Raw genomic sequence first — 24,801 nt, forward strand, 5'->3', positions numbered from 1 at the left:
TTTGCGTTTCGACATCTCTGATCTCCTTCTCGTCGAAGATCAGCAGACTGCAAATCGTAGCTTATGTCAGTGTCCGAATTTCGGGGGGCAGCTCACCCTTGCGGACACCGCCTGATCATGGACGCTCCGGTCGGCCCATCGCTCACCAATGCGAGGCTTCGCGCGTTCAGGGTCGGCTTGATGCTCAGGATCAAGTCCAGGACGTCCACCACCCCAATCGGCATGGTATTCCGCAAACGAAAGTCACCCCTGCGCGTCCGAGCCACTTCACGGCTGCCGGATAGGTCTCAGGTTACAGGCGCAACATTCTGAACGACCGTCTCGGACAATCACCGACCTGGCCTTTGCAACAGCCCGGACCCCGCGCCTCAGCACGACACCGACCGGCGCACCATGTCCCAATAGACCGCCTCGACCTGCACCAGCGACAGCCGCCCCTTCTCTCGGAACCACGTATTCACTCCCGTCAGCATGGCGATCAGCGCCATGCTGGCGATGCGCGGCTCGGCGACCGCCATCACGCGCTCCTGCGCGCCGTCCCGCAGAATCGCCTCGAGCCGCATCTCATACTCCCGCCGCAGCCCCTCGATCACCTTGAAATTCTCCGGGCTGAGATTACGAAGCTCCATGTAAGAGACAAAGACCGCCTCTGCGCGGCGCGTATTGAAGCGGATGTGAAAGCGGGTGAACGCCTCGAGCTGCGCCATCGCGCCGCCCGCCTGCGGGGCTTCGGCATCCCAGGCCGCCAGCAAATCCTCCATATGGGTGCGCATCAGATCAAACAGCAGCGTCTGCTTGTCCGGCGTGTAATTATAAAGCGCCCCGGCCTGCACGCCCACCTCGCCCGCGATCTGCCGCATCGAGACGGCGGCATAGCCATGACGGGCAAAGAGCGCGAGCGCCGCGGCACGAATGCGCGGGCCGGTGATGTCGGAATGCGAGCCTTGGGTGCGTGCCATACCGATCAGTTTAACTGAACATATGTTCAGATCAAAGCCCCTGCTTGCCCTGACCCGGCAAAGAGTGGCAAGAAAGGGCACTCTTGCCCGTCAAAGGACCGCCCGCCATGCGCCCCCGTCTCTCTGCCCTGCTGACCGCGCTCGGTCTTGTTTTGCTGACAGGGTGTGAAGAGGTGCCGCCGCTCCCCGACGAACTGCGGGCGGAGCGTGCGGCAGTCGCCTATCCCAAGCTCATTCCGGCGGGTGAGATCACCGGACAAGTGCCCCCCCGTGCCACCGACGCGCGCAGCGCTCCGGATCTGGAAGAGCGCGCCGCGCGGCTGCGCGCCCGCGCGGCCCGGCTGAGCGGGCCGGTCATTGATGCCCAGACGCGGGACCGCATGGAAACCGGTGTCGAACCATAGAAACCCGCCCGCAATGCGCGCGCGCCGCGTTGCAAGGCCCATCCGAACCCGCTACATCGCGCCTCAACCACAGGATAACGAGGATCGGAGAGCCCCATGACCACACCCCTGCGCCTTGGCATAGCCGGTCTCGGCACCGTCGGCACCGGCGTCGTCCGCATCGTCCGGCAAAAGGCCGAGATGCTGAGCGCCCGCGCGGGCGGTCCGATCATCATCACCGCCGTCTCGGCCCGCACCCGCGACAAGGACCGCGGCGTGAACCTCAGCGATTACGCATGGGAGGATGATCCCGTCGCATTGGCCAAGCGCGACGATGTGGACGTGTTCGTGGAACTGATGGGCGGCTCCGACGGGCCCGCCAAGGCCGCGACCGAGGCCGCCATCGCGGCAGGCAAGGACGTGGTCACCGCCAACAAGGCGATGCTCGCGCATCACGGCCATGCCCTCGCGCTCGCCGCCGAAGAGGCCGGCCGCGTCATCCGTTTCGAAGCGGCGGTTGCGGGCGGCATCCCGGTTGTGAAGGCGCTGACCGAGGGGCTCGCGGGCAATGATATCACCCGCGTGATGGGCGTGATGAACGGTACCTGCAACTATATTCTGACCCGCATGCAAGCCACCGGTCAGGGCTACAATGCACTCTTCGAGGAGGCCGACAAGCTGGGCTATCTCGAGGCCGATCCCAATCTAGACGTGGGCGGCATCGACGCGGGCCACAAGCTGGCGCTCTTGTCCGCCATCGCCTTCGGCTGCCAGGTCGATTTCTCCGGTGTCGCCCTGGAAGGCATCCAGGACATCACCCTCGATGATATCCGTCACGCCGCCGATATGGGCTACCGGATCAAGCTTCTGGGTGTGGCGCAGATGACCGGGCGGGGGCTGGAACAGCGCATGTCGCCTTGCCTTGTTCCGGCGAAAAGCCCGCTCGGACAGCTTGAAGGCGGCACCAACATGGTGGTGCTCGAAGGCGATCAGGTCGAACAGATCGTGCTGCGCGGCCCCGGCGCGGGCATGGGGCCCACGGCAAGCGCGGTAATGGGCGACGTGATGGATATCGCGCGCGGTTTCCGCCTCTCGACCTTCGGTCAGCCCGCCGCCACGCTCAAACCCTGCGCCCAGGCCAGCAGCGCCACGCCCGCGCGCTACTACCTGCGCATGTCGCTGGAGGACAAACCGGGCGCCCTTGCCAAGGTGGCCACACTTCTGGGCGAGGCGGGGATTTCCATCGACCGGATGCGCCAGTATCGCCATGACGATACCACCGCCCCGGTGCTGATCGTGACCCACAAGACCAATCGCGACGCGCTCGATACCGCGCTGACCGGCATTCGGCGGCTCGATGTATTGGCAGGCGATCCGGTGGCGCTGCGGATCGAAACCGTCTGAAACCCGCGCCCCGGCCCCGCCCTTGTGCGCGGGCGGCACGGGCGCTAATGCTGCTTTGACCCATATTTGCAAGGACCATCCCATGACCTCTGACACCGCCTTCAACGACCGCACCCTTTCGCTCGGGTTGGCGCGCGTCGCCGAACAGGCCGCCCTTGCCTGCGCCGATCTCATCGGGCGCGGCGACGAGAAGGCCGCCGATCAGGCTGCCGTCAACGCGATGCGCGATCAGCTTAACATGCTCAGCATCAAGGGCGTGGTGGTGATCGGCGAAGGCGAGCGTGACGAGGCCCCGATGCTGTTCATCGGCGAGGAGGTGGGCACCGGTGAGGGCCCCGGCGTCGATATCGCGCTCGATCCGCTGGAAGGCACCACGCTGACCGCCAAGGCGATGCCCAATGCGCTGACCGTGATCGCGATGGCCCCGCGCGGCACCCTGCTGCATGCGCCCGACACCTATATGGACAAACTGGCGATTGGTCCGGGCTATCCCGAAGGCGTGGTCTCGCTCGCCATGAGCCCACGTGAAAGAGTCGAGGCCCTGGCCAAGGCGCGCGGCTGCCGCCCGTCGGAAATCACCGTCTGCGTGCTCGAACGCCCCCGCCATCAGGAGATGATCGCGGAGTTGCGCGAGACTGGGGCCGCCGTCTACCTGATCACCGATGGCGACGTGGCCGGCGTGATCCACTGTGCGGAATCCGAGCGCACCGGCATCGACATGTATATGGGCACCGGCGGTGCCCCCGAGGGCGTGCTTGCGGCCTCGGCGCTCAAATGCATGGGCGGGCAGATGTGGGGGCGGCTGGTGTTCCGCAATGACGACGAACGCGCGCGTGCGCAGAAGGCCGGGATCACCGATTTCGACCGGGTCTATGCGCGCGACGAGATGGTCACCTCGGACGTGATCTTTGCCGCCACCGGCGTCACCGACGGCTCGATCGTCAAGGGTGTGCAGCGCCGCCCCGGTTTTGTCGAGACCGAGACCGTGCTGATGCGCTCGCGCACCGGCTCGGTGCGGCGGATGATCTATCGCAGCAAGCGTGATTGAGCCCGGACCAGACAGGGGGGCGCTGCCCCCGTCGCCGCAAGCGGCGACTCCCCCGGAATATTTCCGGCAAGATGAAGCCGGGGCGCGAGCATGACGGCGTATCTGGCTGTGGAAAGCTCGCTGACCGGGCGGCGCTGGATCGGACCCGGAGTGGAGGTGGACCGGCAGGCCGAGGCCATGGCGCAGGCCACCGGATTGCCCCGTCCGCTCTGCCAGACGCTCGCGCGGCTCGGGGTTGAGAGCGCTGAGGCCGAAACCTATCTCGCCCCGGCCCTGCGCGACCTGCTGCCCGATCCTCGCAGCTTGCGCGATATGGAGCCCGCCGCCACGCGGGTTTTGCAGGCGGTGACGGCGGGCGAGCGGATCGCGATCTTTGCAGATTACGATGTCGATGGCGGCACCTCTGCCGCCCTTCTGATCGACTGGCTAAGCCAGATGCGCGCGCCCGAACCCACGCTGTATATCCCCGATCGGATCGACGAAGGCTATGGCCCCAATGAGCCCGCGATGCGCGATCTGGCAGCGCGGCATGACCTGATCCTCTGCGTCGATTGCGGCACGCTCAGCCATGAGGCCATCGCCGCCGCAGACGCCGCAGAGGTGGTCGTGCTCGATCACCATCTGGGCGGTGAGACGCTGCCGTCTGCACTGGCGGTGGTGAATCCCAACCGGCAGGACGAAAGCGGCGACCTGGCGCATCTTTGTGCCGCTGCGGTGGTGTTCCTGATGCTGGTCGAAGCCGGGCGTCAGTTGCGCGACGCCGGGCGGCAAGGCCCCGACCTGATGGCGATGCTCGATCTGGTGGCGCTGGCAACGGTGGCGGATGTGGCCCCGCTCATCGGCGTGAACCGCGCCTTCGTGCGGCAAGGGCTGCGGATCATGGCGCGGCGCGAACGGCCCGGTCTGGTGGCGCTGGCGGATGTGGCGCGGATGGATGCCACGCCCAATGCCTATCATCTGGGCTTTCTGCTGGGGCCGCGCATCAATGCTGGCGGGCGCATCGGCAAGGCCGATCTCGGCGCGCGGCTGCTGGCCTGCCAGAGCGCCACCGAGGCGCGCGCCATGGCAGAGCGGCTCGATCAGCTCAACACCGAGCGGCGCGAGGTCGAGGCCATGGTGCGCGAGGCGGCGCTGGAACAGGCCGAGGCGCGCGGCTTTGACGCGCCGCTCGTGTGGGCTGCGGGCGAAGGCTGGCATCCCGGCGTCGTCGGCATCGTCGCCAGCCGTCTGAAAGAGGCCGCCAACCGCCCCGCCATCGTGATCGGCCTGGAGGGGGACGTGGGCAGGGGATCGGGCCGCTCAGTCAGCGGCGTCGATCTGGGAGCCGCAATTCAGCGGCTGGCTAGTGAGGGGCTGCTCCTCAAGGGCGGCGGGCACAAGATGGCGGCGGGCCTCACCGTGGCGCGCGACCGCCTGGAGCAGGCGATGGCGCGGCTCTCGGATCTGCTGGCCCGTCAGGGGGCGGGTCAGGCTGGGCCCGCCGACCTGCGCCTCGACGGGATTCTAATGCCGGGGGCAGCGACGATCGAACTGATGGAGCAGATCGAGGCCGCGGGGCCGTTCGGGGCCGGTGCACCCGGGCCGCGTTATGTCTTTCCCGATTGCCAGATCAGCTATGCCAGGCAACTCGGCGGCAACCACCTCAAGCTGCGCTTTGGTGACGGGCTGGGGGCGAGCCTGGAGGCCATCGCATTCGGCGCCTGCGACGGGCCATTGGGGCCGACCCTGATAAGCCACGGCGGCGCAAGATTCCACCTTGCCGGACGGCTCGACATCAACACATGGGGCGGCAAGAGATCGGTGCAGTTGCGCCTTGAGGATGCGGCGCCATCCGCCTGAAGCAGGGCCGCAGCGTGGGTACAATCCGGCCTGAAATATTTCTTCGGAACCGCCCGAAGTTTTTGCAAAAATCCTCTTGCGCGCCCGTCCGGATTTGCCTAGTTAGCCCCCACAGCAGCGCTGGCCCGTTCGTCTATCGGTTAGGACGCCAGGTTTTCAACCTGGAAAGAGGGGTTCGATTCCCCTACGGGCTGCCACGTTGCAGGGTTGCCCATATTTGACTGGTGTTTTGTACCGCATGTGAACCACGAATTCACGTCCGTGGTCAGGCGTTCGCAGTTGCGGCCGCTTTCATCATGCGCGTCGAAGGGACGCGGCGCTTCCGCGGCGCTGAAATTCCTTCGTGTAGATTACGGCCGTTTTCACCTCGGTCCAGCCGAACTGAGACATGATCTCGAACTCGAACGCGCCGCACTCAGCCAACCGCTTGGCGACACCTTTCCAAATCACGTGCTGTGACCGGATCGCTTTACACTGTGGCGGACGCCATCATAGGAGTTCTCATTGATGCGGCCCATGGTCGGCGCATCGCCGATACGGCTGTGCGTCGCGCAGGCCAGGCAGAACCGGAGGCGAGCCATCGTTCCCGGGCCGTGCGCCTCAAGGAATGTCGGGCACAAGGGCTGTTGCCCGGCACAAGATGAACGCCGCCAGCTGTCGGGTTGGATAGAGCCTTGACGACTGGCAGAACGTGGCGCGGGATCCGGTGATCTCTGCTGCGGGCCAAATGTCCCGCTCAGTTCCGCCAGAACGTCGGCACCAGCAGGACGATCACCGCCAGGACCTCCAACCGGCCCATCAGCATCGCAAGGATCATCAGCGCCTTGGCCGCGTCGGGAAACGCCGCAAGCGATCCCGTCGCGCCCACGGTCTCGCCAAAGGCCGGCCCGACGTTGAATATCGCCGTCCAGGCGGCGGTCACCGATTCCATCAACGGCAGGCCGGTCATCTCCAGCGCCACCGAGAAAAAGCCGAGCGACAGGATGTAACAGGTAAAGAGCAGCATGACCGATTGCAGCACCTCGTCCTCGACGCGCCGCCCTTCGTGGCGCAGAACCATGACGCTCGAGGGGTGAAAGATCCGCCGCGCCTGCTGGCCGAGCGCGCGCAGCATGAGCTGATAGCGGAAGATCTTGATCGAACAGCCGGTCGAGCCGGTACAGCCGCCGATCGCCCCCACGGCAATCAGGATCACAAAGGGGAAATTCCCCCAGGCGGTGACATCGCCATCGCCATAACCCGTGCCCGAAAAGATCGACACGACATTGAACAGCCGCAGCCGCATGCTTTCCTCGTCAAAGCGTCCGTTGATCGCGAAATCATAGGCCAGCACAAGCGCCACGGCGTAGAGGATCCAGCGCAGATAGGTCTGCACCTGCGTGTCATGCAGGATCGGGCGCATGTTGCCCTGCACCCCCTGCATCATCCGCACGAAGGGCAGGCTGGCAAGGATCATGAAAATGACACAGGCATATTGCGGCGCACCGGGAAAGGCGGCAAAGGACGCGTCCTTGCTCGAAAACCCGCCGGTGGAGACAGTGGTCAGCGCATGCACCGTCGCCTCGAACGCGCCCATCCCCAGCACCAGATAGGTCACCGTGCAGATCAGCGTCAGGCCGAGATAGACGTTGAGCACCCCCTTGGAGATGTCGATGGTGCGCGGCAGCGCCTTGCCGAACGTGTCGAACCCTTCGGAGCGAAAGAACTGCATGCCGCCCACGCGCATCTCGGGCAGGAACACCAGCGCCACGATCACGATCCCGAGCCCGCCCAGCCATTGCAGGATGCCGCGCCACAGCAAGAGCCCCTTGGGCAGGACATCGAGCCCCGCGATGACCGTCGATCCGGTGGTTGTCATACCCGACATTGATTCGAAGAACGCGTCGATGAACCGCAGGTCGGTCTCACCCAGCATGAAGGGCAGCGCCCCGAAAAGCGGCAGCGCCACCCAGACCAGCGTGGTCAGCAGAAACGCCTGCTGGATGGTCAGCCCCTTGCCCACGGCATTCTTGCAGGCGAGCGCCACCAGCGCCCCCATCAGGCAGGTCACGATCATGCTCTCGGCGAACACGGGCCAATGTCCGCGCCCCTCGGCGATATCCACAAGCAGCGGCAGCGCCATGGTCGCACCCATGGCGGTGACCATCAGGCCAACCAGATATCCGACGGGTCGCACATCAAACATGACGCGCAGAGTTGGCGGTGCTTCGCGAGACTGTCAAGCACGATAGGGCGACGCAGCGTGCGAGCTCAGTCGGGCAACAGGTCTTCGAAGACGAAAGCCGGGATATCGGCCCGGCACAGCCCCATCGCGGCCAGCTCCGAATCGCTCAGGCTGTGCATTTGCGCCACGCTCAGCAGACGCCGTCGGGTCAGCATATAGGCGTTCATGCCCGGCGCGCGCTCTGCCATGAAGAGATCCAAATCACGCCGCCATGTCGGGGATAGAAATCGGGTCGTCAGGTCGGTCTCGGCCATTGGGTGCCCTTTCTTGGATCGAACGGGTCCCCTCCCTGCCCGAACCTTACCGCATCGCGCCTCGGATTGCGCGGTGCCAAATTCAGAATGCGCAAGGTGTTGCTGCAACGCAGCATAACCCCGCCAGACCGGGTCCGGCGGGGTTCAGGTCACTGCCCCGTCTCTGTCAGGTGTAGAAAAGGTCCTTGAAGACGTGATAGGCGATCTGGTCGCGCCGGATACCCATCCGGGCCAATTCGTCGTCCGTCTTCGCCTCGAGCGCCTCGATCTGGTTGCGACGGGCGCAAACGCGGGTTTGCGAGTCAAAGCCGCGCTCCAGCGCCGCAACGAACCGCTTCCAGCCCTCGCGCAGGGGCGATGCGGTGATATTGGTGGTGATATTCGCCATTTGGAAACCTCACAATCTAAGTGATCCGTTTCCTCCCTATGGCCTAGTTAGGTCAGCGCGACTGACATGGCTAGCGTCAAATCGGAATGGCCGGGTTGCGCGTGACGCATCCCGGCCTGTAACCCGTTATTCCACGTCGGCTTTTTTCGTTGAGCCGGGCATCGCTGGCGGGTTCGACGGCGCGCGCGGGCGCTTTGCCGGTGCCGGGGCTGCGGCTTTGTCGCTGGCCGCGGGCTGCGCCTTTTCCGGTGCCGGTGCCGGGGTGGCCGCCTTGTCCTCGGCGGGCTTGGCTGGTGTCGGGGCGGGCTGCGCGGGCTTTTCAGCCTTGGCCGGTGCAGGGCTTGGCTGCGCGGGCTTTTCCGCCGTGACAGGCGTCGGTTTTGCAGCAGGAGTGGCCGTCGATGGTGCGGCTTTGGCCGTCGCTGGCTTTTCTGCCTTGCTTGCGGGTGCCGCGGGTGCCGTGCGCGCGGTCCGCTTGGGCGCGGCTTTGGTCGTCGCGGGTTTCGCCACCGTCTTCGGGCTCTCGGTGGCGGGGCTTTCGGCGCGCGTTGCCGGTTTCGGGCTGGCGACCGCTTTGGGCGTGGCTTTGACCGGAGCGGCAGCAGGCGATTTCCCCGGCATCGACAGGCGGCCTGACCGCAAGGCGGCCTCGCCAAAGACCTGCGCCACGCGCAGATTGCTTTCGATCATGTAGCCGGTCAGCCTGATCCCTGCAGCGGAGAGTTTGAGCGGCAGATCGGGTGCAAGCATGGTCAGTATCCTTTTTAAATCAGATGCCCGCCCGCGATATCGCAGGCAGGTGACATGAGTGTAACGTGCGCGCGATGCTGCGTCGCAGCAATTCGCCCGAAGGTCAAATCACAAAAGCGCCTATGCGCAGATATCCGCTGGAAATTCGCCCTGAACGCCCGAAAACCGGGCATTCACCACAACTTTCGCCGGTCAGCGACCGTGGACCAGCGTTTGGAAGAGACGCGGATCGAGGCTCTGCGCGTCAAAGGTGTCACCCTCGGTCAGCACGCTGACTGCGTCATGGCTGTGGAGGCTCTCCTGATGGCTGGCCACCACACGGAAATCTCCTATGCGCGGGTCCGCCAGAAGCTGCTCGCAAAAAAGCCGCGCGGCATCCTCGACGAAAATCGCATTGGCCGCGTTCAACTCGGCAAAGGCCTGCTCGTCCTCGCGCTTGACCATGACCTGTGTTTCGGTCGGCACAGCGCGACGGGCCAGTTCGATCAGATCCTCGAACCACAGACAATCCTCTTCGACCAATTCCACGGAAATTCGCGCGACAGAGCGCTGCGAATGTGGCGTGGCCAGTTGCCCGCGCGCGGCGCGCGCGTGCTCGCTCAACTCCAGCGAACAGGGGCAGGTCGAGGAATAGACGTAATCGAGATGCATGAATTTGCGCGTGACCCCGGCGTTTTTCACCAATTCCATCGCAATGTCATAGTACTGATAGCCTTCCAGCCCTGAACGGAGCGAGCGCACGCGTGCCGGGTAGGAGAGGCGCATTTGCAGACGCGCATCGAGGGACTCGAGATCGGTGATGTAATCCGACAACGCGGCCTCCATCACATCGGCGCTGAACGTCTTTTCCGCGTGCTTGTAGAAACTGCGCATGATCCGGGACATGTTGATGCCCTTCTTGCCTGCGTCCAAGCTGACGGTGCCCGTCACCGAGGTCTCGAGCGTCAGATCGCCATTGTCACGGGTATGATAGCGGATCGGCAGGCGGAAATTCGAAATCCCCACATGCTGCAACTGCTGCCGCGTCCCGCGAATGAGCGAGGCCGGGCCGTTCTGCAAATCGGGAAGGCTTGCAAGGTAGGCAGCGCTCGTGGCGAAATCCTCGGGGTATTCCCGCGCCAGAACCGGATAATTCGACACCTCGCCCGAAGGCAAAAGCCGTGCAATCGCCGGATCGAGATCGGCCACCTCTTCAGGAGACGCGGCACGCGCCCAGGAGCGCAGCAGCGCCAGCGCCTCTTTGGCCTCGTCCCGGTCCGGTGCAGGCTTCATCTCAGACGGATGCACATTCATCGCAAAACTTCCCTATCCGCTCTGCCAGACCTTTACATACAAGGTTTCCGCAGGAATTGCCATTATCGTAGGGATTTACGTCAAATGCGGCAAAGCGGATCATTCAAACCCCGGAAATCGCAGAAAAACCTTTCCGCCTCAGTTCGTCGCCTCCAGCGCGTTCCGAATGTCGCTGATCAGGTCGCCGCAGTCCTCGAGCCCCACACTCAGCCGCACCAACCCCGACGTGATGCCAAGTGCCGCTTTCTGCGCGGCAGGCAGGCGTTGATGGGTGGTGGTGGCGGGATGGGTCACGATGGACTTCGCATCGCCCAGATTGTTCGAGATCACCACAATTTCCAGCGCGTTCAAAAACCGGAACGCCGCCTCTTGCCCGCCCTTGAGGTCAAGCGCCAGAACCGTGCCGCCTTCGCCCATTTGCGCGCGCACCAAAGCATGCTGTGGATGGTCGGCCAGCCCCGGATAGATCACCCGCGCCAGCCGCGCATCACCCTGCAATGCCTCGGCAATCGCCTGTGCGGTGGCCGCTTGTGCCCGCACGCGCAGATCAATGGTCTCAAGCCCCTTGAGCATGATCCAGGCGGTAAAGGGCGACATCGAACCGCCGGTATGTTTCATGTAGGGCTCGACCGTGCCGCGAATGAACTCGCGCGGACCGAGGATCACACCGCCAAGCGTGCGCCCCTGCCCGTCGATATGCTTGGTCGCGGAGTAGATCACCACATCCGCCCCCTGTTCCACCGCGCGGGAAAAGACCGGCGTGGCAAAGACATTGTCGACGAGCACCATCGCGCCTGACGCATGGGCCAGATCGGCCACCGCGCGGATATCGACCACATCGAGCGTCGGGTTGGAAATCGTCTCGAAGAAGACCGCCTTGGTGCCTGGGCGAATCGCAGCGCGCCATTGCTCGAGATCGGTGCCGTCCACGAAGGTGACCTCGACGCCGAACCGCGTCAGCACCTCTTCCAGCACATAGAGACACGAGCCAAAGAGCGCCCGCGCCGAAACAACGTGATCGCCCGCCCGCAGCATCGACGTCAGCGCGCCCGACACCGCCGCCATGCCGCTTGCCGTGGCGAAGCCGTCCTCGGTGCCTTCAAGACCGGCAATCCGGTCCTCGAACATCGCAACCGTCGGGTTGCCATAGCGGGCATAGATGAACTCGTCGTCACCGGCCTTTATGAACCGCGCCTCGGCCGCCTCGGCACTCTCGTAGACAAAGCCTTGCGTGAGAAAGATCGCCTCGCTCACCTCGCCCCACTGGCTGCGCCGCGTGCCGCCATGCACCAGCCTGGTGCGTTTCTGCCAATTGTCGCTCATATCCCGTCCTCCGGGCGCGTTCGCCCATAAAAAAAGCCCCGACGCGGTCAAGCGAAAGGGGGCTTTCTCCTGACCTTTTAGCGGATGTGTTTAACGTGGCCCGCAATCCGGTAACAAATCGCCACGGATGCCGATTACTCCTGCGGGCGGGTTTCGTCAACACTGTCACGCAGGTTTAACGGAAACGTCACCCTGTCTTCGTATGTCACCCCTACATCCCATCCACAAGATATAGTGGGGGTCAGGGACATGCCGCTCATTCATGTCAACGCCGGACGGGATGGCCCCGACTTGCACGGTCAGCCGGGCAGGCTTGATCAGGCGTTACCGGGTCTGCTGGCAGGAGATGGCCCTGTGATCGTCATGCTGCATGGCTACAAATACGCCCCCGGCCACGCCCGAGAATGCCCGCACCGCCACATTTTCTCGCTAACGCCACAACGCGAATGCTTCAAGGTGGTCAGCTGGCCGCGTGGTCTGGGGGTCGGCGAGGGACAGGCGGATGAGGGGCTTGGCATCGGCTTTGGCTGGCATGCGCGCGGCACGCTATGGCGGGCCTATGCGGAAGCCGCGCGCGCAGGTGAACGGCTGGCGCAGCTTGTCAGCCTGATCCGCAGGCACGCGCCCCACCGTCCGATCCACGCCCTCGCGCATTCGCTTGGCGCGCGTGTTCTGCTTTGCGCGCTGCCACATCTGCCCGAGGCGGCGCTCGGACGGCTGATCCTGCTCGCAGGGGCGGAATTCGCGGGCCGCGCCGCCGAGGCGCTCGCCACCCCCGCCGGGCGCAGTACGGAACTGATCAATGTCACCAGCCGCGAGAACGATTTCTACGATTTCCTCCTTGAATGTCTGATCCCGACGCCCGCGCGCGACGACCGCAGCCTCGGGCTGGCCCTGCCGGGCGGGCCCAAGGTGCTCAACCTGCAACTGGACCACCCCGAGACACTTGCTGTGTTACGACTCGCTGGCTTTGAGATCGGCGATCCCACAGCGCGGATCTGCCATTGGTCGCCCTATACCCGGCCCGGGGTATTCGCGATGTATCAACGACTCTTGCGCGAGGCCGACACGCTCTCGCTCGCGCAACTGCGCGCCACCCTGCCCGAACAGCCTGCTCCGCGCTGGTCGCGCCTTCTGCCGGTACCGGAAATCCGCCTGCCCTTGCCATCGGGGCGAAAACTGTCATCCTGAGCCGCTGAAAGACCCCGCAGGAGGACGCAATGCAGGCCCCGATCGACCTTTATTACTGGCCCACACCGAACGGATGGAAAGTCTCCATCGCGCTTGAGGAGATGGGGCTGCCCTATCGGTGTCACCTGATCAATATCGGTGCGGGCGAACAGCACGCCCCCGATTTTCTGGCGGTTTCGCCCAATAACCGCATTCCGGCAATCACCGATCCCGAAGGGCCGGGCGGCACCCCGATCAACATCTTCGAATCCGGCGCGATCCTGCAATATCTGGCGCGCAAGACCGGGCGGTTTTACGGCGAGACAGAGCGCGAGCGCATAGCGGTCGAGGAATGGCTCATGTGGCAGATGGGCGGGGTCGGGCCGATGGCGGGACAGGCGCATCATTTCCTGAAATTCGCCAAGGACGACATACCCTACGCCAAGGACCGTTACCGCGACGAGGTGGCACGGCTTTATGGCGTGCTGGATCGGCGGCTGGCCGAGACCGAATATGTGGCGGGCGATTTCTATTCCATCGCCGACATGGCGCTCTGGGGCTGGTGTTCGCTCTGGGAAGGGCAGCAACAGACACTCGACGACAAGCCGCATTTCGCGCGCTGGCTGGACACGGTCGGGGCACGAGACGGGGTCCAGCGGGGCCGTGCGCTCCATGCTGACAAACGACGCGATCCGACGGCGAAGAAATGAGAAGCCTGGCGGTGGTTTTGGCGTGGAGCAGTGGTTCGCCGCATTCCGCGCGAAACGCACCGAAGGTGCCAAGATCCACTTCAGGCCAACTCCCTCACGCCCCCTTGTCGTCCTCTTCGGTGCCGTGATCGCGAAACAGGCTGCCTTGCGTCATGAAGAAGACAAAGATCGCCGCCGTCAGACCAAAGGTCTTGAAATAGACCCATATTTCCTCGCTCTGGGTGCGCCAGATCACCTCGTTCAACACGGCCAGGCCGAAGAAGAACAACATCAGCCGCCGCGTCAGGATCATCCAGCCCCGATCGGTCAGCGGCATCACCCCCTCCATCACGACCTGCAACCAGGATTGCCCGCGCCAGAGGCCAATGCCCAAAACCCCGCCAAAGAGCAGATAGATCATCGTCGGCTTCATCTTGAAAAAGCGCGGATCGTTGAACCACACGCTGAGCCCGCCGAAGACGACGATCAGCACGGCGGTGACGATCTGCATCCGCGACAGGTGGCCCGTCAGCTTCCACAACAGCGCCATCGAGATCAGAAAGATCGGGATGAACCCGGCGGTGACGACGATGAAGCCGTCATAGTCGACGCCGCCAATCGTGAATATGCGCTCCTTGAGCCACAAGTAGGCGGCGAAGAACACCAGCAACGGCCCGAATTCCAGAACCGGTTTGGCCCATTTGGGCGGAGTTTTCTCAGTCATCGCACGCGCCTTGCCTGTTGTCGAACCCGCTTGTCGCGCGTTCATCCGCCGAATTCAACTATGACCGCCCCGGTGGCAATCAACCCCATGAGCGCGATCCGTCGCGGCCCCACGGTCTCCTTGAGCACCAGCCAGCCGATGAGGGCAGCAAAGACCGTAGAGGTCTCGCGCAGCACCGCCGCCTCGCCCACCTTGTCGAGCCGCGTGGCCAGCATGATCGACCCGAAGGAAAAGAACGCCACCAGCCCGCCGGCCACGCCGCGTAATGCAAGCGGGCCAATCGCGGGCCGCGCCACCATGTTGCGCCAGCGCAGCCCGGCAATCGGCAGGATGCTCATCCCGTCGAGAAAGAAGAACCACGCCAGAAAGGTGAAAGGATCAGCCGCCGCGCGGATGCCATAAGCGTCATAGGTCGTATAAAGCGCCACGAACAGCCCTGTCGCCACCGCGAGGCCAAGCGCCAGCGGCATGGTCTCACGATCCAGCGTCAGCGTGCGCAGGTTATAGACCGCGAGGCCATAGATACCACAGAGCAGCACCGCCACCCCCGCCCATTGCACCGGCGTGAACAACTCGCCGAAAATCAGCCAGGCCCCGATCACCGTAAACAGCGGCCCGGTGCCGCGCACCACCGGGTAGACGACCGTATAGGCGCCCTTGGTATAGGCCATCGCCTGCAGAATCTTGTAGCCGATATGGATGACGACGGCTCCGGCGAAGATCGGCCACATATGCGCCTCGGGCCAGGGCACGACGAAGAGCGCGAAGGGCGCGGCCATGAGGCAATAACTGAGGTCGATCGCCCCCCGGCTCAGCCATGGATCATGCCGCCCCTTCTGCAACGCGCCAAAGACCGCGTGCAGGAAGGCCGCCGCAAGTGCCAGCACCATGGCAAGGTGACGGCCCGCCTCGGTGCCCTCCATGGAAATTAGCCAATCGCTCATGCAGACCGCCTCGCATCATCTCCGCCGGCCATGCTAAACTCACCGCCAGATCGAAGGAAGGACGGCATGGAACAGCATGTGATAGACACCATAATCAAGGAACTCTCGGGGACATTCAGCGCCGTGCCGCCGCTCGTTGCCGGCACCCGGCTTATGGCGGCGCTCGCCCTCGGCGCGGTGATCGGGGCCGAACGCGAAAGCAAACGCAAGCCGGCGGGCCTGCGCACGCATATGCTGGTATCGATGGCGGCCTGTCTTTTCATTCTGGTCAGCCAGCAACTTGCGGCCCTGCCCTTCGGGGCCGAGGATGCGCTGCGGGTCGATCCCCTGCGCCTGATCGAGGCGGTGACCGCAGGCGTCGCCTTTCTGGCCGCCGGGATCATCTTTTCCTCGGGCGGCGAGGTCCACAACATCACCACCGGCGCCTCGATGTGGCTGGCAGGCGCGATCGGGCTGGCCTGCGGCTCGGGGCAGATGCCGCTCGCCGCGATGGCGACCGGGATCGTGCTCGTGGTGTTGTATGTGCTGCGGTTGGTAGAGCGAGAATAGCCGGACGCGCAACCGCAATGGCCGTCATTGCGCATCAAGACCCGTCAGCGCCGCGGCAAACTCCTCAGGATCAAAAGGCGCAAGATCGTCGATCTGCTCGCCGACGCCGATGGCATGGATAGGCAAGCCGAACTTGTCGGCAAGCGCCACCAGAACACCGCCCCGCGCCGTGCCGTCGAGCTTGGTCATCACCAGGCCCGAGACATCCGCGAGTTTCTGGAAAATCTCCACCTGGCTCAGCGCATTCTGCCCGGTCGTGGCATCGAGCACCAGCAGCGTGTTATGCGGCGCGTCAGGGTCCTTCTTGCGGATCACGCGCACGATCTTGGACAGCTCTTCCATCAGATCGGCGCGATTCTGCAACCGTCCCGCCGTGTCGATCATCAGAAGGTCCGCGCCATCGGCCTCCGCCTTGGTCATGGCGTCAAAGGCAAGGCTTGCGGGGTCCGATCCCTCGGGCGCGGTCAACACCGGCACACCCGCGCGGTCGCCCCAGATCTGCAACTGTTCAACGGCTGCGGCGCGAAATGTGTCGCCTGCTGCGATCACCACGGATTTCCCGGCGGCCTTGAACTGGCTGGCCAACTTGCCGATGGTCGTGGTCTTGCCCGAGCCATTGACGCCGACCACCAGCACCACCTGCGGTCGCTTGGCATAGATCGGCATCGGGCGCGCCACCGGCTCCATGATCCGGGCGATCTCATGCGCCAGCAACTCCTTGATTTCCTGCGAAGACAGCCGTTTGCCCATGCGCCCCTCGGCCATGTTGGCGGTCACGCGCATCGCCGTCTCGACCCCCATGTCGGCGGTGATCAGCAGCTCTTCGAGGCTCTCCAGCATGTCATCGTCAAGCACACGACGGGTGACGACACGCTCCTCGCCGCGCCCCAGAAGCCGACCCAAAAAGCCCGCGCGCGGGGCAGCGGCGGGCAGGTCATCGGGAAGTTCCATCGGGGCGGGCGTTGCCACCGCCTCGGGCGGCGGTGGCGGCACCTCCTGCGGTCGCTCGACCGGCTGCTCCACCGGGGTCGGAGGCGGGGTCTCATCCGGCCGCGGCGGGATGACGGGCGGCTCCGGCTGCGGCTCGGGCTCGGGCCTGGGCGGCATCGGGGTCTCAGGCTCGGGGCGGGGCGGCGTCTCCGGCTCGCCGCCATCTTCGACAATGGCTTCCAGCCCCTCGTCCAGTCTGGACGAGGATTTGAACAGCCGTTCCTTGAGTTTCGAGAAAAACGCCATGCGCCCTCCGATCCGCGTGTCACCCCTGACCTAATGCGGATCGGTGGGATATGGAAGACCGCGCCTGCCTCAGATTTCGTCGGCGAAGTGCTTCATCGTCAGGCGAATCGGGTTCGGCGCGGCCTGACCGAGACCACAGATCGACGCATCGGCCATCGCCGTGCACAACTCCGCCAGAAGCGGCTGATCCCAGGTGTCGGCCTGCATCAGCTTGACCGCCTTTTCACAGCCCACCCGGCAGGGCGTGCATTGCCCGCAGCTTTCATCCTCGAAGAACCGCAGCATGTTGAGCGCGGCATCGCGCGCGCGGTCGTGATCCGACAGGACCACTACGGCCGCCGAGCCGATGAAGGTGCCATGCGGCTGCAACGTGTCGAAATCGAGCGGCACGTCATCCATCGACGCAGGCAGCAGACCCGAGGACGGCCCGCCCGGCTGATAGGCCTTGAACGTGTGGCCGTCGAGCATGCCGCCCGCAGCCTCGATGATGTCGATGATTGTGGAACCTGCGGGCAGCAGATGCACGCCCGGGTTGTTCACCCGCCCCGAAACCGAATAGGAGCGCAGCCCCTTGCGCCCGTTCCTTTCGACGCCTGACAGGATCTCGCCGCCCTCACGCAGCACCCGCGTAACCCAGTAGAGCGTCTCGACGTTGTTGACGAGCGTGGGGCGATTAAAGATGCCGACCTGAGCCACGAACGGCGGACGGTGACGCGGCAACCCGCGCTTGCCCTCGATCGATTCGATCATCGCCGATTCTTCGCCGCAGATATAGGCGCCTGCTCCGCGACGCAGTTCGATATAGCCCTCTGGGACGATGGCCTCGTCCTCCAGTGCCTTGATCTCGCGCAGCAGGATTTCAAGCACGGCGGGGTATTCATCGCGCATGTAGATAAAGCAGCGTTGGGCCTCCACCGCCCATGCAGCAATCAGCATGCCTTCGAGGAAGACATGCGGTTCACGCTCCAGATAGTAGCGGTCCTTGAACGTCCCCGGCTCGCCCTCGTCGCCGTTCACGGCCAGATAGCGCGGGCCCTTTTCGGCGCGCACGAAGCCCCATTTCTTGCCCGACGGAAAGCCCGCACCACCAAGACCGCGCAGCCCTGAATCAAGCAGGGTCTGTTGCACGGTCTCGAAATCGCCGCCCGCGCGCAGTTCGGCAAGCTTGCTGTAGCCACCGGAAGAGCTATAGGCGCCAAACTCTTGATAATTCGGGAGATGTGCATGGGTATCCCCTGCCGAAATCGCCGCCTGCACCTTTTCCGGCGTGGCGTGGTCGATGTGGTTGTGGCCCAGTTCCAGCACCGGTGCGGTATCGCAGCGGCCCATGCAGGGCGCCCGCAGCACGCGCACCTCAGCCGGATCCAGTCCCTCTTCCAGCGCCGCCTTGAGCGCCTGCGCCCCCGCCAGTTCACAGCTGAGCGAATCGCAGACCCGGATGGTCAGCGCGGGCGGCGGCGTCTCGTCTTCCTTGACCACGTCGAAATGCGCGTAGAAGGTCGCGACCTCGTAAACCTCGGCCTGCGCGATGCGCAATTCCTCGGCCAATGCTCTCAGATGCGCGGCAGACAGATGGCCGTACTGGTCCTGAATGAGATGCAGATACTCGATCAGCAGATCGCGCCGCCGCGGCCCATCGCCCAACAGCGCGCGCACGTCCTCCCATGCCTGATCCTCAAGCTGGCGCCCCTTGGGCGTGTGCCGACCTTTGCCCTTGCCCGATTTCCAGACGCCTTTGCGCTCATCCAGTGCCATGTGCTCATCCTCCCTTGTGTCAAGGTACTGGATAGCGTCCACCTTCGCGCCCTGCGGTATCAAAAACGACAATTGCCCCTTCAGATGCGTTCCAGGCGGGGAATATCACGAAATCCTGCCGGTCTTGCCCTCTGGGCGCCGCAAATGCCAAGTTCATGATGACACAAGCTTCAGACAGGACCACCGAGCCGAGCCTATGCCGCTTTTTGCCATTGCCACCAGCCTGCCGATGCTTCTCCTCGCGCTCGCCGCGATTTGGGGCGGGGTGTGGGGCTGGCTGGCCGTGGGCTATGTGACCGTGCTGGTCTTCGCGTTCGACCGGTTGATCGCCCTGCAACGCCCGAATCCCGACCCTGAGGCAGAGTTTCCGGCGGCGGACCGACTGCTGATCGTGCTGGGGCTGATGCATTTCGGCGTGCTGGTCCTCGCGCTCTGGGGGGTCGCAGGTGACAGCGGGCTGGACCTGACGGAGAAGGTCTTGCTTGCCATCGCCGCAGGTCTCGTGAGCGGACAGATCGCGCATCCGGTCGCGCACGAGTTGATCCACCGCGCCGGGCGGGGCAAGCGGCGGCTGGGGCGGCTGATCTATACCTCGCTGCTCTTCGGCCATCACGCAAGCGCGCATCTGCATGTCCATCACACCCACGTGGCCAGCGCCGACGACCCGAGCAGCGCGCGTCCCCGCGAGGGGTTCTATCGCTACATGGCACGGGCCTGGCCGGGTGCCTTCCGCGCCGGGCTTCGGGCCGAGACACGGCGGCACATGGCGCGCGCGGCATGGCATCATCCCTACGCGTTATACGTGGGGGGCGCGGTGGCCTTGCTTCTGACCTCGGGCGCAGTATTCGGCTGGCGCGGTCTTGCGGCGCTTCTTCTTATCGCAGGCTATGCCCAGATCCAGATCCTGCTGTCGGATTACGTGCAGCATTACGGGCTGCGCCGTACCGTGGGGCCGAACGGCCGCAAGGAACCGGTCGGTCCGCAGCATTCGTGGAACGCACCGCATTGGTATTCCTCGGCGATGACGCTGAACGCGCCGCGCCATTCCGATCACCACATCTCCCCGCAGCGCCCCTATCCTGCGCTGCAACTGGACCCTGGGCAAATGCCGGTGTTGCCGCACTCCCTGCCGGTGATGGCGGTGATCGCACTGGTACCGCCGCTCTGGCGACGGATCATGGACCCGCACGCCGCACGCTGGCGCGGGCAGGTTTCCTCTGGCGAGGTGCCGCGCGATCTGGCAAGCTGACGCCATGCGAGCCCTGATCCTCATCGCCGCCCTCGGCACCCCGGTCCACGCGCAGATGAGCGCCGCCGAATTCGACGCCTATACCCGCGGTCACACCTTCTATTACGGTGCGGGCGGGGCGGCCTATGGCGGTGAGGAATATCTCGACGATCGCCGCGTGCGCTGGTCCTTCCTCGATGGCGAATGTCAGGAAGGATACTGGTACGAGCAAGACGACCTGATTTGCTTCGTCTACGAGAATCGGCCCGATCCGCAATGCTGGAGCTTTGAGCGCACAGGCAGCGGATTGATCGCGCGCTTTGCCAGCGACACCGCCATGACAGAGCTTTACGAGGTCGAGAAATCCAGCGAACCGCTGATGTGCCTGGGGCCGAAGATTGGCGCATGACCTTGGATTCATGAATATACGTTAGAAAACTCCCCTGCATTTTCGTTCGTTGAGCGTCTCTAACAAACCTCTCCGAGAAACTTGCGCCGTGCCGAGCGCCACGCGCCTTTCGCTTGCCCAAATCACTTTGCAAACCTACTGTTCCGTTTAGCTAATCAGCAAACAGCCGGGGCGTTCATGGCGACACAGAAACTCTATGCCGGGGCCAAGCTGCGCGAGACGCGGCAGCGGCTCAATCTCACGCAAAAGGATTTCGCGGCCAAGCTGGGCGTGTCCCTGCCCTATCTCAACCAGATGGAGAACAACAACCGCCCGGTGTCCACCACGGTGGTTCTGGCGCTGGCGCAGGAATTCGGCTTTGACGTCACCGAACTCAGCACCGGCGATGCCGAACGGCTGGTCAGCGACATGCGCGAGGCGCTGGCCGATCCGGTCTTCGGCGATCCGCCCCCCTTGGCCGATCTGCGGCTCACCGCCTCGAATGCCCCGGCCCTCGCGCGCGCCTTTCTCGAACTGCACAGCGCCTATCGCCAGACCCATGAACGGCTGGCCTCGCTTGACGAGGCATTGGGCCGCGAGGATGCGCGCGGTCTGACCAGCGCCTGGGACGAGGTGCGCGATTTCTTTCACTACTGCGACAACTACATCGACGCGGTGGATCACGCCGCCGAACGCTTTGCCGAGGGGGGCGCGCGCGCCGAGATCGAGACATTGGCCCTGCGCCGCCTCAAGGACATTGGCGTCACCGTGACCGAAGCCGATACGCCCACCCTGCGCCATTACGACCGGTCCACCGGGCTGCTGACGCTGTCGACCCGCGCCGCGCCCGAGACCCGGCGCTTTCAGCTTTTGCTGCAACTCGCACTTCTGACGCAGGATCAACTGCTGGAGGCCACGCTCGATTTCGCCCGGTTCCAGTCCGACGGCGCGCGAGCAATCGCCAAGATCGGGCTGGCCAACTATTTCGCGGGAGCGGCACTCATGCCCTACGGTCGGTTTCTCGCCGCCGCCCAAGAGGTGCGCCACGATCTCGAAATCCTCGCCATGCGGTTCGGGGCCTCTGTCGAGCAGGTCTGTCACCGCCTCTCGACCCTGCAGCGCCCCGGGGCCAAGGGCATCCCGTTCTTCTTTGTCCGCGTCGATCAGGCGGGCACGATCACCAAGCGCCATTCCGCCACACGCCTGCAATTCGCGCGGTTCGGCGGGGCCTGCCCGCTCTGGAACGTGCACCGCGCGTTTGAAACACCGGGCCGCTTCCTGCGGCAACTGGCCGAGACGCCGGACGGGGTGCGCTATATCAGCCTCGCCCGCGATGTCAGCAAACCGGGCGGCAGTTTCGGGGCGCCGGTGCGCCGCTTCGCCATCGCGCTTGGATGCGAGGTCAAGCATGCGGGTGATCTGGTCTATGGCGACGATCTCGACGTGACCAATGCCCGCGCGTTCGAGCCCATCGGGATTTCCTGCCGCATTTGCGAGCGCACGGAATGTCACCAACGCTCGGTGCCCCCCTTGGAACGGCGGCTTCAGGTCACCCCGGACGAACGCGGTGTGCTGCCCTACCGCGTCGGTTAACCCACCGAGGCTTGCAGATCGAAGATCGGCAAGAGGATCGCCAGCACGATCACCAGCACCAGCCCGCCCACCACCATCATCAGGAACGGGTCAATCAGCGCCGACACACGCTTGCGCTCATTGGTGAGCCATGTCTCGACCAGCACCGCCGCGCGTTCGGTCATCCGCCCCAGCCGCGCGGATTTCTCACCGGCATCAATCAGTTGGCGGCAGACGGGGGGAATAAGGCTCATCCGCACCAGCCCCTGGCTCAGACTCTCGCCCGAGCGCACGGCCTCGGCCAGATCGAGTGCCTCATCGCGAAACCGGCGGATCACCAGCACGTCGCTTGCCGAGGTCACGGCATCGACCACCGTCTGACGGCTGGAGATGACCAGCGCCAGCGTGCGCAGATATTGCGCTGCCGCCGACAGCCGCAAGAGCCGCCCGATGACCGGCAGGCGCAGCGCCATGCCGTGCCAGCGGTCACGCACGGAAGGAATACGCAGCGCGAAGGTCAGGCCAAAAATCGCGCCCGCGATCCCGATCAACAGCGCGATCCAATGCGCCTGCACCCAATCGCTCACCCCCATGACGAATTGGGTGAGCGGCGGTAAAGGCCGCCCCGTGACCGCGAACATCGCGGCAATTTCAGGGGCCACATTGACCATCAGGATACCGCAGACCAGAAGCGACACAGCGGCGACGAAAGCGGGATAAATCAACGCCGTGGCCAGTTGTGCGCGGTCCGTGCCAACGCTTTCGAGGTAATCCGCCAACCCCTCGAAGACCGCCGCCACATCGCCCGAGGTCTCGCCCGCGCGCACCGCCGCGATGAAGAAGCGTGGAAAGCCCGCATTCGCCATGTCGAGCGAGGTCGAGAGCGGTTGCCCGTCCATCAGCGCCGCCTTGGCCTCGGCCGCCGCCGCCTCGATCACCGGCGAGGTGCCCGAGGAGCGGATCGTCTCGAGCGCCATTTCGGCAGAGAGGTCCGACGACAAGAGCACCGCCATCTGCCGGGTAAAGACCGCGCGCATATCGGCATTGAGCCTTGTGCGCCGCGAGCGCGTCAGCGTGATCCCCGTTCCCTGCCGCTTGGCGGTGATGTCCTCCGCAAACAGCCCCTGCCCGCGCAGGATATCAGCGGCCTGCGCCTCGCTCTCGGCCACCAGCGTGCCGCGTTTCTTGGCCCCTTCGGCGGTAAAGGCGGTGTAGCTGAACGCCCTCACAGCGCGTCGCCCACCACGCGCAGCGCCTCGGCAAGGCTCGTCTTGCCTGCGGCCACCTGATAAAGCGACTGGCCAAAGAGTGTCTGATCGGGGGCCACGGCAACGCGCTTCATCTCGGTCTCGGACGACCCTGCATCAATCGCGGCGCGCAATTCCTCGGACACGTCGAGGATCTCGAACACCCCCACCCGTCCCGCATAGCCGGTATTGTTGCACAGATCGCAGCCGCGCGCCTCGTAATGCTGCACGGGCGCGTCGACCCCGGCCATCTGGAAATGCCGTAGCGCGTGGTCATCCGGTGCCACCGGCGCGCGACAGGAGGTGCAGAGCTTGCGCAAGAGCCGTTGCGCAATCACGCCGCGCAGGGTCGAGGCGATGAGGAAATCGTCAAGCCCAAGATCGCGCAGACGCACGACCGCGCCCACCGATCCGTTGGCATGCAGCGACGAAAACACCAGATGCCCGGTGAGCGAGGCTTGCGCGGCCACGCTTGCCGTCTCGTGGTCGCGGATCTCGCCCACGAGGATTATGTCGGGGTCCTGCCGCAAGGCTGCGCGCAACCCGGCGGCAAAGGTCATCCCGATCTCGGCGTTGATCTGGCTCTGGCTTATGCCGGGCAGGTCATATTCGATCGGGTCCTCTGTGGTCAGGATGTTGCGGATCTCGTCATTGGCCAGTTGCAGCAGCGAATAAAGCGTCGTCGTCTTGCCCGAGCCGGTGGGCCCGGTTGCAAGGATGATTCCGTTGGGCCGCTCCGCCATGCGGTGCAGCACCGCCACCTGATCCGCGCGCAGGCCAAGCTGTTCGAGCGGCATGAGACCCGCCGACCGGTCCAGCACCCGCATCACCACCCGCTCGCCGTAATTGCCCGGCAGGGTCGAGACCCGCACGTCGATGGCCCGCCCGCCGAGGCGCAGCGCGATATGGCCGTCCTGCGGCAGGCGTGTCTCGGAAATATCGAGCCCCGCCATGACCTTAAGGCGCGAGACGACCCGACGCACCGGCAGATCCTTACGATCAAGCACCGATTGCAGCATGCCATCTACCCGCATCCGCGCCCGCAGCCCGGTCTCATGCGGCTCGACATGCAGGTCCGACGCCCCCGCCCGCACGGCCCGGCGCAAAAGCTGGTTCACCAGCTGAATGACCGGGGCCTCTTCGCCATCCTCAAGCAGGTCACGCGGGCCGCGCCCGCCGCCTGATCCCTCTTCGAGATCGAAGGTAAATCCATCCTCGTCGCTCTCGGTGCCGCTGCCATCCTGATAAAGCGCGGCCAGTTGCGCCTCGAACGCCTCGGTCGCCACCCGCTCCAGTCGCAGCGGAGCACCGGCGCGCCGCCGCGCCTCACGCAGACCGAGCGTGGTCGCCTTCGGCCCTGCCAGCAACCGCCCGCCCTCGACCAGAACCTGCGCATCGCGGGCCATCGTAAAAGGCAAGAGCGGCGTGGCCATG

At 64.7% G+C, this 24,801-nt stretch carries 24 protein-coding genes, 1 tRNA gene and 1 riboswitch; of the genes, 12 read left to right on the top strand and 13 right to left on the bottom strand.

Going from position 1 to position 24,801, the window contains the following annotated elements; translation table 11 throughout:
* Nucleotides 1–368 precede the first annotated feature (368 nt).
* Nucleotides 369–959, bottom strand: a complete 591-nt coding sequence (locus ACSSV4_RS21330) for a TetR/AcrR family transcriptional regulator (RefSeq protein ID WP_454277082.1) — start codon at nt 957–959, stop codon at nt 369–371.
* Nucleotides 960–1,066: 107 nt separating this feature from the next.
* On the opposite strand from ACSSV4_RS21330, the gene ACSSV4_RS21335 reads away from it, so the two are divergent.
* The 6 genes from ACSSV4_RS21335 to ACSSV4_RS21360 all read left to right on the top strand — a co-directional run bounded on the left by ACSSV4_RS21335 (nt 1,067) and on the right by ACSSV4_RS21360 (nt 6,092).
* Nucleotides 1,067–1,363, top strand: a complete 297-nt coding sequence (locus ACSSV4_RS21335; RefSeq protein WP_454277083.1) for a hypothetical protein — start codon at nt 1,067–1,069, stop codon at nt 1,361–1,363.
* A 96-nt stretch (nt 1,364–1,459) separates the two neighbouring features.
* On the top strand, nt 1,460–2,746 hold the full coding sequence (locus ACSSV4_RS21340; protein WP_454277084.1) for a homoserine dehydrogenase: 1,287 nt from the start codon (nt 1,460–1,462) through the stop codon (nt 2,744–2,746).
* 82 nt (nt 2,747–2,828) lie between these two features.
* A complete protein-coding gene (gene glpX, locus ACSSV4_RS21345) occupies nt 2,829–3,794 on the top strand; it encodes a class II fructose-bisphosphatase (RefSeq protein WP_454277085.1) in 966 nt (321 codons plus the stop codon).
* A gap of 90 nt (nt 3,795–3,884) precedes the next feature.
* Nucleotides 3,885–5,633, top strand: a complete 1,749-nt coding sequence (gene recJ, locus ACSSV4_RS21350) for a single-stranded-DNA-specific exonuclease RecJ (RefSeq protein ID WP_454277086.1) — start codon at nt 3,885–3,887, stop codon at nt 5,631–5,633.
* A gap of 122 nt (nt 5,634–5,755) precedes the next feature.
* Nucleotides 5,756–5,830: transfer RNA gene (locus ACSSV4_RS21355), tRNA-Glu, on the top strand.
* A 43-nt stretch (nt 5,831–5,873) separates the two neighbouring features.
* Complete coding sequence (locus tag ACSSV4_RS21360) at nt 5,874–6,092, top strand: hypothetical protein (RefSeq protein ID WP_454277087.1); 219 nt, start codon at nt 5,874–5,876, stop codon at nt 6,090–6,092.
* Between the two features lie 277 nt (nt 6,093–6,369).
* Here the strand turns inward: ACSSV4_RS21360 and ACSSV4_RS21365 are convergent, their stop codons facing one another.
* The 6 genes from ACSSV4_RS21365 to metZ form a co-directional block, all read right to left on the bottom strand.
* Nucleotides 6,370–7,818, bottom strand: coding sequence for a TrkH family potassium uptake protein (locus ACSSV4_RS21365; protein ID WP_454277088.1), 1,449 nt, complete (start codon nt 7,816–7,818; stop codon nt 6,370–6,372).
* Nucleotides 7,819–7,883: 65 nt separating this feature from the next.
* Complete coding sequence (locus ACSSV4_RS21370) at nt 7,884–8,111, bottom strand: DUF1127 domain-containing protein (RefSeq protein ID WP_454277089.1); 228 nt, start codon at nt 8,109–8,111, stop codon at nt 7,884–7,886.
* Between the two features lie 166 nt (nt 8,112–8,277).
* On the bottom strand, nt 8,278–8,499 hold the full coding sequence (locus tag ACSSV4_RS21375; RefSeq protein ID WP_454277090.1) for a hypothetical protein: 222 nt from the start codon (nt 8,497–8,499) through the stop codon (nt 8,278–8,280).
* Nucleotides 8,500–8,625: 126 nt separating this feature from the next.
* Complete coding sequence (locus ACSSV4_RS21380) at nt 8,626–9,249, bottom strand: hypothetical protein (RefSeq protein WP_454277091.1); 624 nt, start codon at nt 9,247–9,249, stop codon at nt 8,626–8,628.
* 192 nt (nt 9,250–9,441) lie between these two features.
* On the bottom strand, nt 9,442–10,542 hold the full coding sequence (gene folE2 / locus ACSSV4_RS21385; protein ID WP_454277092.1) for a GTP cyclohydrolase FolE2: 1,101 nt from the start codon (nt 10,540–10,542) through the stop codon (nt 9,442–9,444).
* A 138-nt stretch (nt 10,543–10,680) separates the two neighbouring features.
* Nucleotides 10,681–11,865 carry an O-succinylhomoserine sulfhydrylase gene (gene metZ / locus ACSSV4_RS21390; RefSeq protein WP_454277093.1) on the bottom strand — a complete coding sequence of 395 codons (1,185 nt, stop codon included), beginning with the start codon at nt 11,863–11,865 and terminating at the stop codon, nt 10,681–10,683.
* Nucleotides 11,866–11,922: 57 nt separating this feature from the next.
* Nucleotides 11,923–12,000, bottom strand: a riboswitch (SAM riboswitch).
* Nucleotides 12,001–12,114: 114 nt separating this feature from the next.
* Between metZ and ACSSV4_RS21395 the strand changes: the two genes are divergently transcribed.
* Together ACSSV4_RS21395 and ACSSV4_RS21400 are read left to right on the top strand one after the other, a co-directional pair.
* Nucleotides 12,115–13,056, top strand: a complete 942-nt coding sequence (locus tag ACSSV4_RS21395) for a hypothetical protein (protein WP_454277094.1) — start codon at nt 12,115–12,117, stop codon at nt 13,054–13,056.
* 29 nt (nt 13,057–13,085) lie between these two features.
* Entirely contained in the window at nt 13,086–13,745 is a 660-nt protein-coding gene (locus ACSSV4_RS21400; RefSeq protein ID WP_454277095.1) for a glutathione S-transferase family protein, read from the top strand.
* Between the two features lie 94 nt (nt 13,746–13,839).
* Here the strand turns inward: ACSSV4_RS21400 and ACSSV4_RS21405 are convergent, their stop codons facing one another.
* Nucleotides 13,840–14,448, bottom strand: a complete 609-nt coding sequence (locus ACSSV4_RS21405) for an inner membrane-spanning protein YciB (RefSeq protein ID WP_454277096.1) — start codon at nt 14,446–14,448, stop codon at nt 13,840–13,842.
* A gap of 41 nt (nt 14,449–14,489) precedes the next feature.
* Complete coding sequence (locus ACSSV4_RS21410) at nt 14,490–15,392, bottom strand: EamA family transporter (RefSeq protein WP_454277097.1); 903 nt, start codon at nt 15,390–15,392, stop codon at nt 14,490–14,492.
* A gap of 66 nt (nt 15,393–15,458) precedes the next feature.
* Between ACSSV4_RS21410 and ACSSV4_RS21415 the strand changes: the two genes are divergently transcribed.
* Complete coding sequence (locus ACSSV4_RS21415) at nt 15,459–15,941, top strand: MgtC/SapB family protein (protein ID WP_454277098.1); 483 nt, start codon at nt 15,459–15,461, stop codon at nt 15,939–15,941.
* 24 nt (nt 15,942–15,965) lie between these two features.
* On the opposite strand, the gene ftsY is transcribed toward ACSSV4_RS21415, so the two are convergent.
* The gene (gene ftsY / locus ACSSV4_RS21420) at nt 15,966–17,177 is read right to left on the bottom strand and encodes a signal recognition particle-docking protein FtsY (protein ID WP_454277099.1); all 1,212 of its coding nucleotides are present in this window, start codon (nt 17,175–17,177) and stop codon (nt 15,966–15,968) included.
* A gap of 69 nt (nt 17,178–17,246) precedes the next feature.
* Nucleotides 17,247–18,932: an NAD(P)H-dependent oxidoreductase subunit E gene (locus ACSSV4_RS21425; protein WP_454277100.1), complete on the bottom strand. Its 1,686-nt coding sequence runs from the start codon at nt 18,930–18,932 to the stop codon at nt 17,247–17,249.
* Between the two features lie 196 nt (nt 18,933–19,128).
* Here ACSSV4_RS21425 and ACSSV4_RS21430 point away from each other — a divergent pair, with 196 nt between their 5' ends.
* From ACSSV4_RS21430 to ACSSV4_RS21440, 3 genes are all read left to right on the top strand, one after another.
* Entirely contained in the window at nt 19,129–20,181 is a 1,053-nt protein-coding gene (locus tag ACSSV4_RS21430) for an alkane 1-monooxygenase (RefSeq protein ID WP_454277101.1), read from the top strand.
* A gap of 4 nt (nt 20,182–20,185) precedes the next feature.
* On the top strand, nt 20,186–20,569 hold the full coding sequence (locus tag ACSSV4_RS21435; protein ID WP_454277102.1) for a hypothetical protein: 384 nt from the start codon (nt 20,186–20,188) through the stop codon (nt 20,567–20,569).
* 177 nt (nt 20,570–20,746) lie between these two features.
* Entirely contained in the window at nt 20,747–22,141 is a 1,395-nt protein-coding gene (locus ACSSV4_RS21440) for a helix-turn-helix domain-containing protein (RefSeq protein ID WP_454277103.1), read from the top strand.
* Here ACSSV4_RS21440 and ACSSV4_RS21445 read toward each other — a convergent pair.
* Nucleotides 22,138–23,349 carry a type II secretion system F family protein gene (locus tag ACSSV4_RS21445; protein WP_454277104.1) on the bottom strand — a complete coding sequence of 404 codons (1,212 nt, stop codon included), beginning with the start codon at nt 23,347–23,349 and terminating at the stop codon, nt 22,138–22,140. The two genes, ACSSV4_RS21440 and ACSSV4_RS21445, sit on opposite strands and share 4 nt — an antisense overlap.
* A complete protein-coding gene (locus ACSSV4_RS21450; protein ID WP_454277105.1) occupies nt 23,346–24,800 on the bottom strand; it encodes a GspE/PulE family protein in 1,455 nt (484 codons plus the stop codon). The genes ACSSV4_RS21445 and ACSSV4_RS21450 overlap by 4 nt, the downstream gene beginning before the upstream one ends.
* Nucleotide 24,801 lies beyond the last annotated feature (1 nt).

This window comes from Roseovarius sp. MBR-154 (assembly GCF_053628595.1).

Excerpts from the sequence above, each read along its gene's own strand:
- ACSSV4_RS21370 (WP_454277089.1), bottom strand. The coding sequence starts at position 8,111 with ATGGCCGAGACCGACCTGACGACCCGATTTCTATCCCCGACATGGCGG.
- ftsY (WP_454277099.1), bottom strand. The coding sequence starts at position 17,177 with ATGGCGTTTTTCTCGAAACTCAAGGAACGGCTGTTCAAATCCTCGTCC.
- ACSSV4_RS21340 (WP_454277084.1), top strand. The coding sequence starts at position 1,460 with ATGACCACACCCCTGCGCCTTGGCATAGCCGGTCTCGGCACCGTCGGC.
- ACSSV4_RS21410 (WP_454277097.1), bottom strand. The coding sequence starts at position 15,392 with ATGAGCGATTGGCTAATTTCCATGGAGGGCACCGAGGCGGGCCGTCAC.
- ACSSV4_RS21400 (WP_454277095.1), top strand. The coding sequence starts at position 13,086 with ATGCAGGCCCCGATCGACCTTTATTACTGGCCCACACCGAACGGATGG.
- ACSSV4_RS21335 (WP_454277083.1), top strand. The coding sequence starts at position 1,067 with ATGCGCCCCCGTCTCTCTGCCCTGCTGACCGCGCTCGGTCTTGTTTTG.
- metZ (WP_454277093.1), bottom strand. The coding sequence starts at position 11,865 with ATGAGCGACAATTGGCAGAAACGCACCAGGCTGGTGCATGGCGGCACG.
- recJ (WP_454277086.1), top strand. The coding sequence starts at position 3,885 with ATGACGGCGTATCTGGCTGTGGAAAGCTCGCTGACCGGGCGGCGCTGG.
- ACSSV4_RS21405 (WP_454277096.1), bottom strand. The coding sequence starts at position 14,448 with ATGACTGAGAAAACTCCGCCCAAATGGGCCAAACCGGTTCTGGAATTC.
- glpX (WP_454277085.1), top strand. The coding sequence starts at position 2,829 with ATGACCTCTGACACCGCCTTCAACGACCGCACCCTTTCGCTCGGGTTG.
- ACSSV4_RS21440 (WP_454277103.1), top strand. The coding sequence starts at position 20,747 with ATGGCGACACAGAAACTCTATGCCGGGGCCAAGCTGCGCGAGACGCGG.
- folE2 (WP_454277092.1), bottom strand. The coding sequence starts at position 10,542 with ATGAATGTGCATCCGTCTGAGATGAAGCCTGCACCGGACCGGGACGAG.
- ACSSV4_RS21425 (WP_454277100.1), bottom strand. The coding sequence starts at position 18,932 with ATGGCACTGGATGAGCGCAAAGGCGTCTGGAAATCGGGCAAGGGCAAA.
- ACSSV4_RS21330 (WP_454277082.1), bottom strand. The coding sequence starts at position 959 with ATGGCACGCACCCAAGGCTCGCATTCCGACATCACCGGCCCGCGCATT.
- ACSSV4_RS21365 (WP_454277088.1), bottom strand. The coding sequence starts at position 7,818 with ATGTTTGATGTGCGACCCGTCGGATATCTGGTTGGCCTGATGGTCACC.
- ACSSV4_RS21450 (WP_454277105.1), bottom strand. The coding sequence starts at position 24,800 with ATGGCCACGCCGCTCTTGCCTTTTACGATGGCCCGCGATGCGCAGGTT.
- ACSSV4_RS21375 (WP_454277090.1), bottom strand. The coding sequence starts at position 8,499 with ATGGCGAATATCACCACCAATATCACCGCATCGCCCCTGCGCGAGGGC.
- ACSSV4_RS21435 (WP_454277102.1), top strand. The coding sequence starts at position 20,186 with ATGCGAGCCCTGATCCTCATCGCCGCCCTCGGCACCCCGGTCCACGCG.
- ACSSV4_RS21380 (WP_454277091.1), bottom strand. The coding sequence starts at position 9,249 with ATGCTTGCACCCGATCTGCCGCTCAAACTCTCCGCTGCAGGGATCAGG.
- ACSSV4_RS21430 (WP_454277101.1), top strand. The coding sequence starts at position 19,129 with ATGCCGCTTTTTGCCATTGCCACCAGCCTGCCGATGCTTCTCCTCGCG.
- ACSSV4_RS21415 (WP_454277098.1), top strand. The coding sequence starts at position 15,459 with ATGGAACAGCATGTGATAGACACCATAATCAAGGAACTCTCGGGGACA.
- ACSSV4_RS21395 (WP_454277094.1), top strand. The coding sequence starts at position 12,115 with ATGCCGCTCATTCATGTCAACGCCGGACGGGATGGCCCCGACTTGCAC.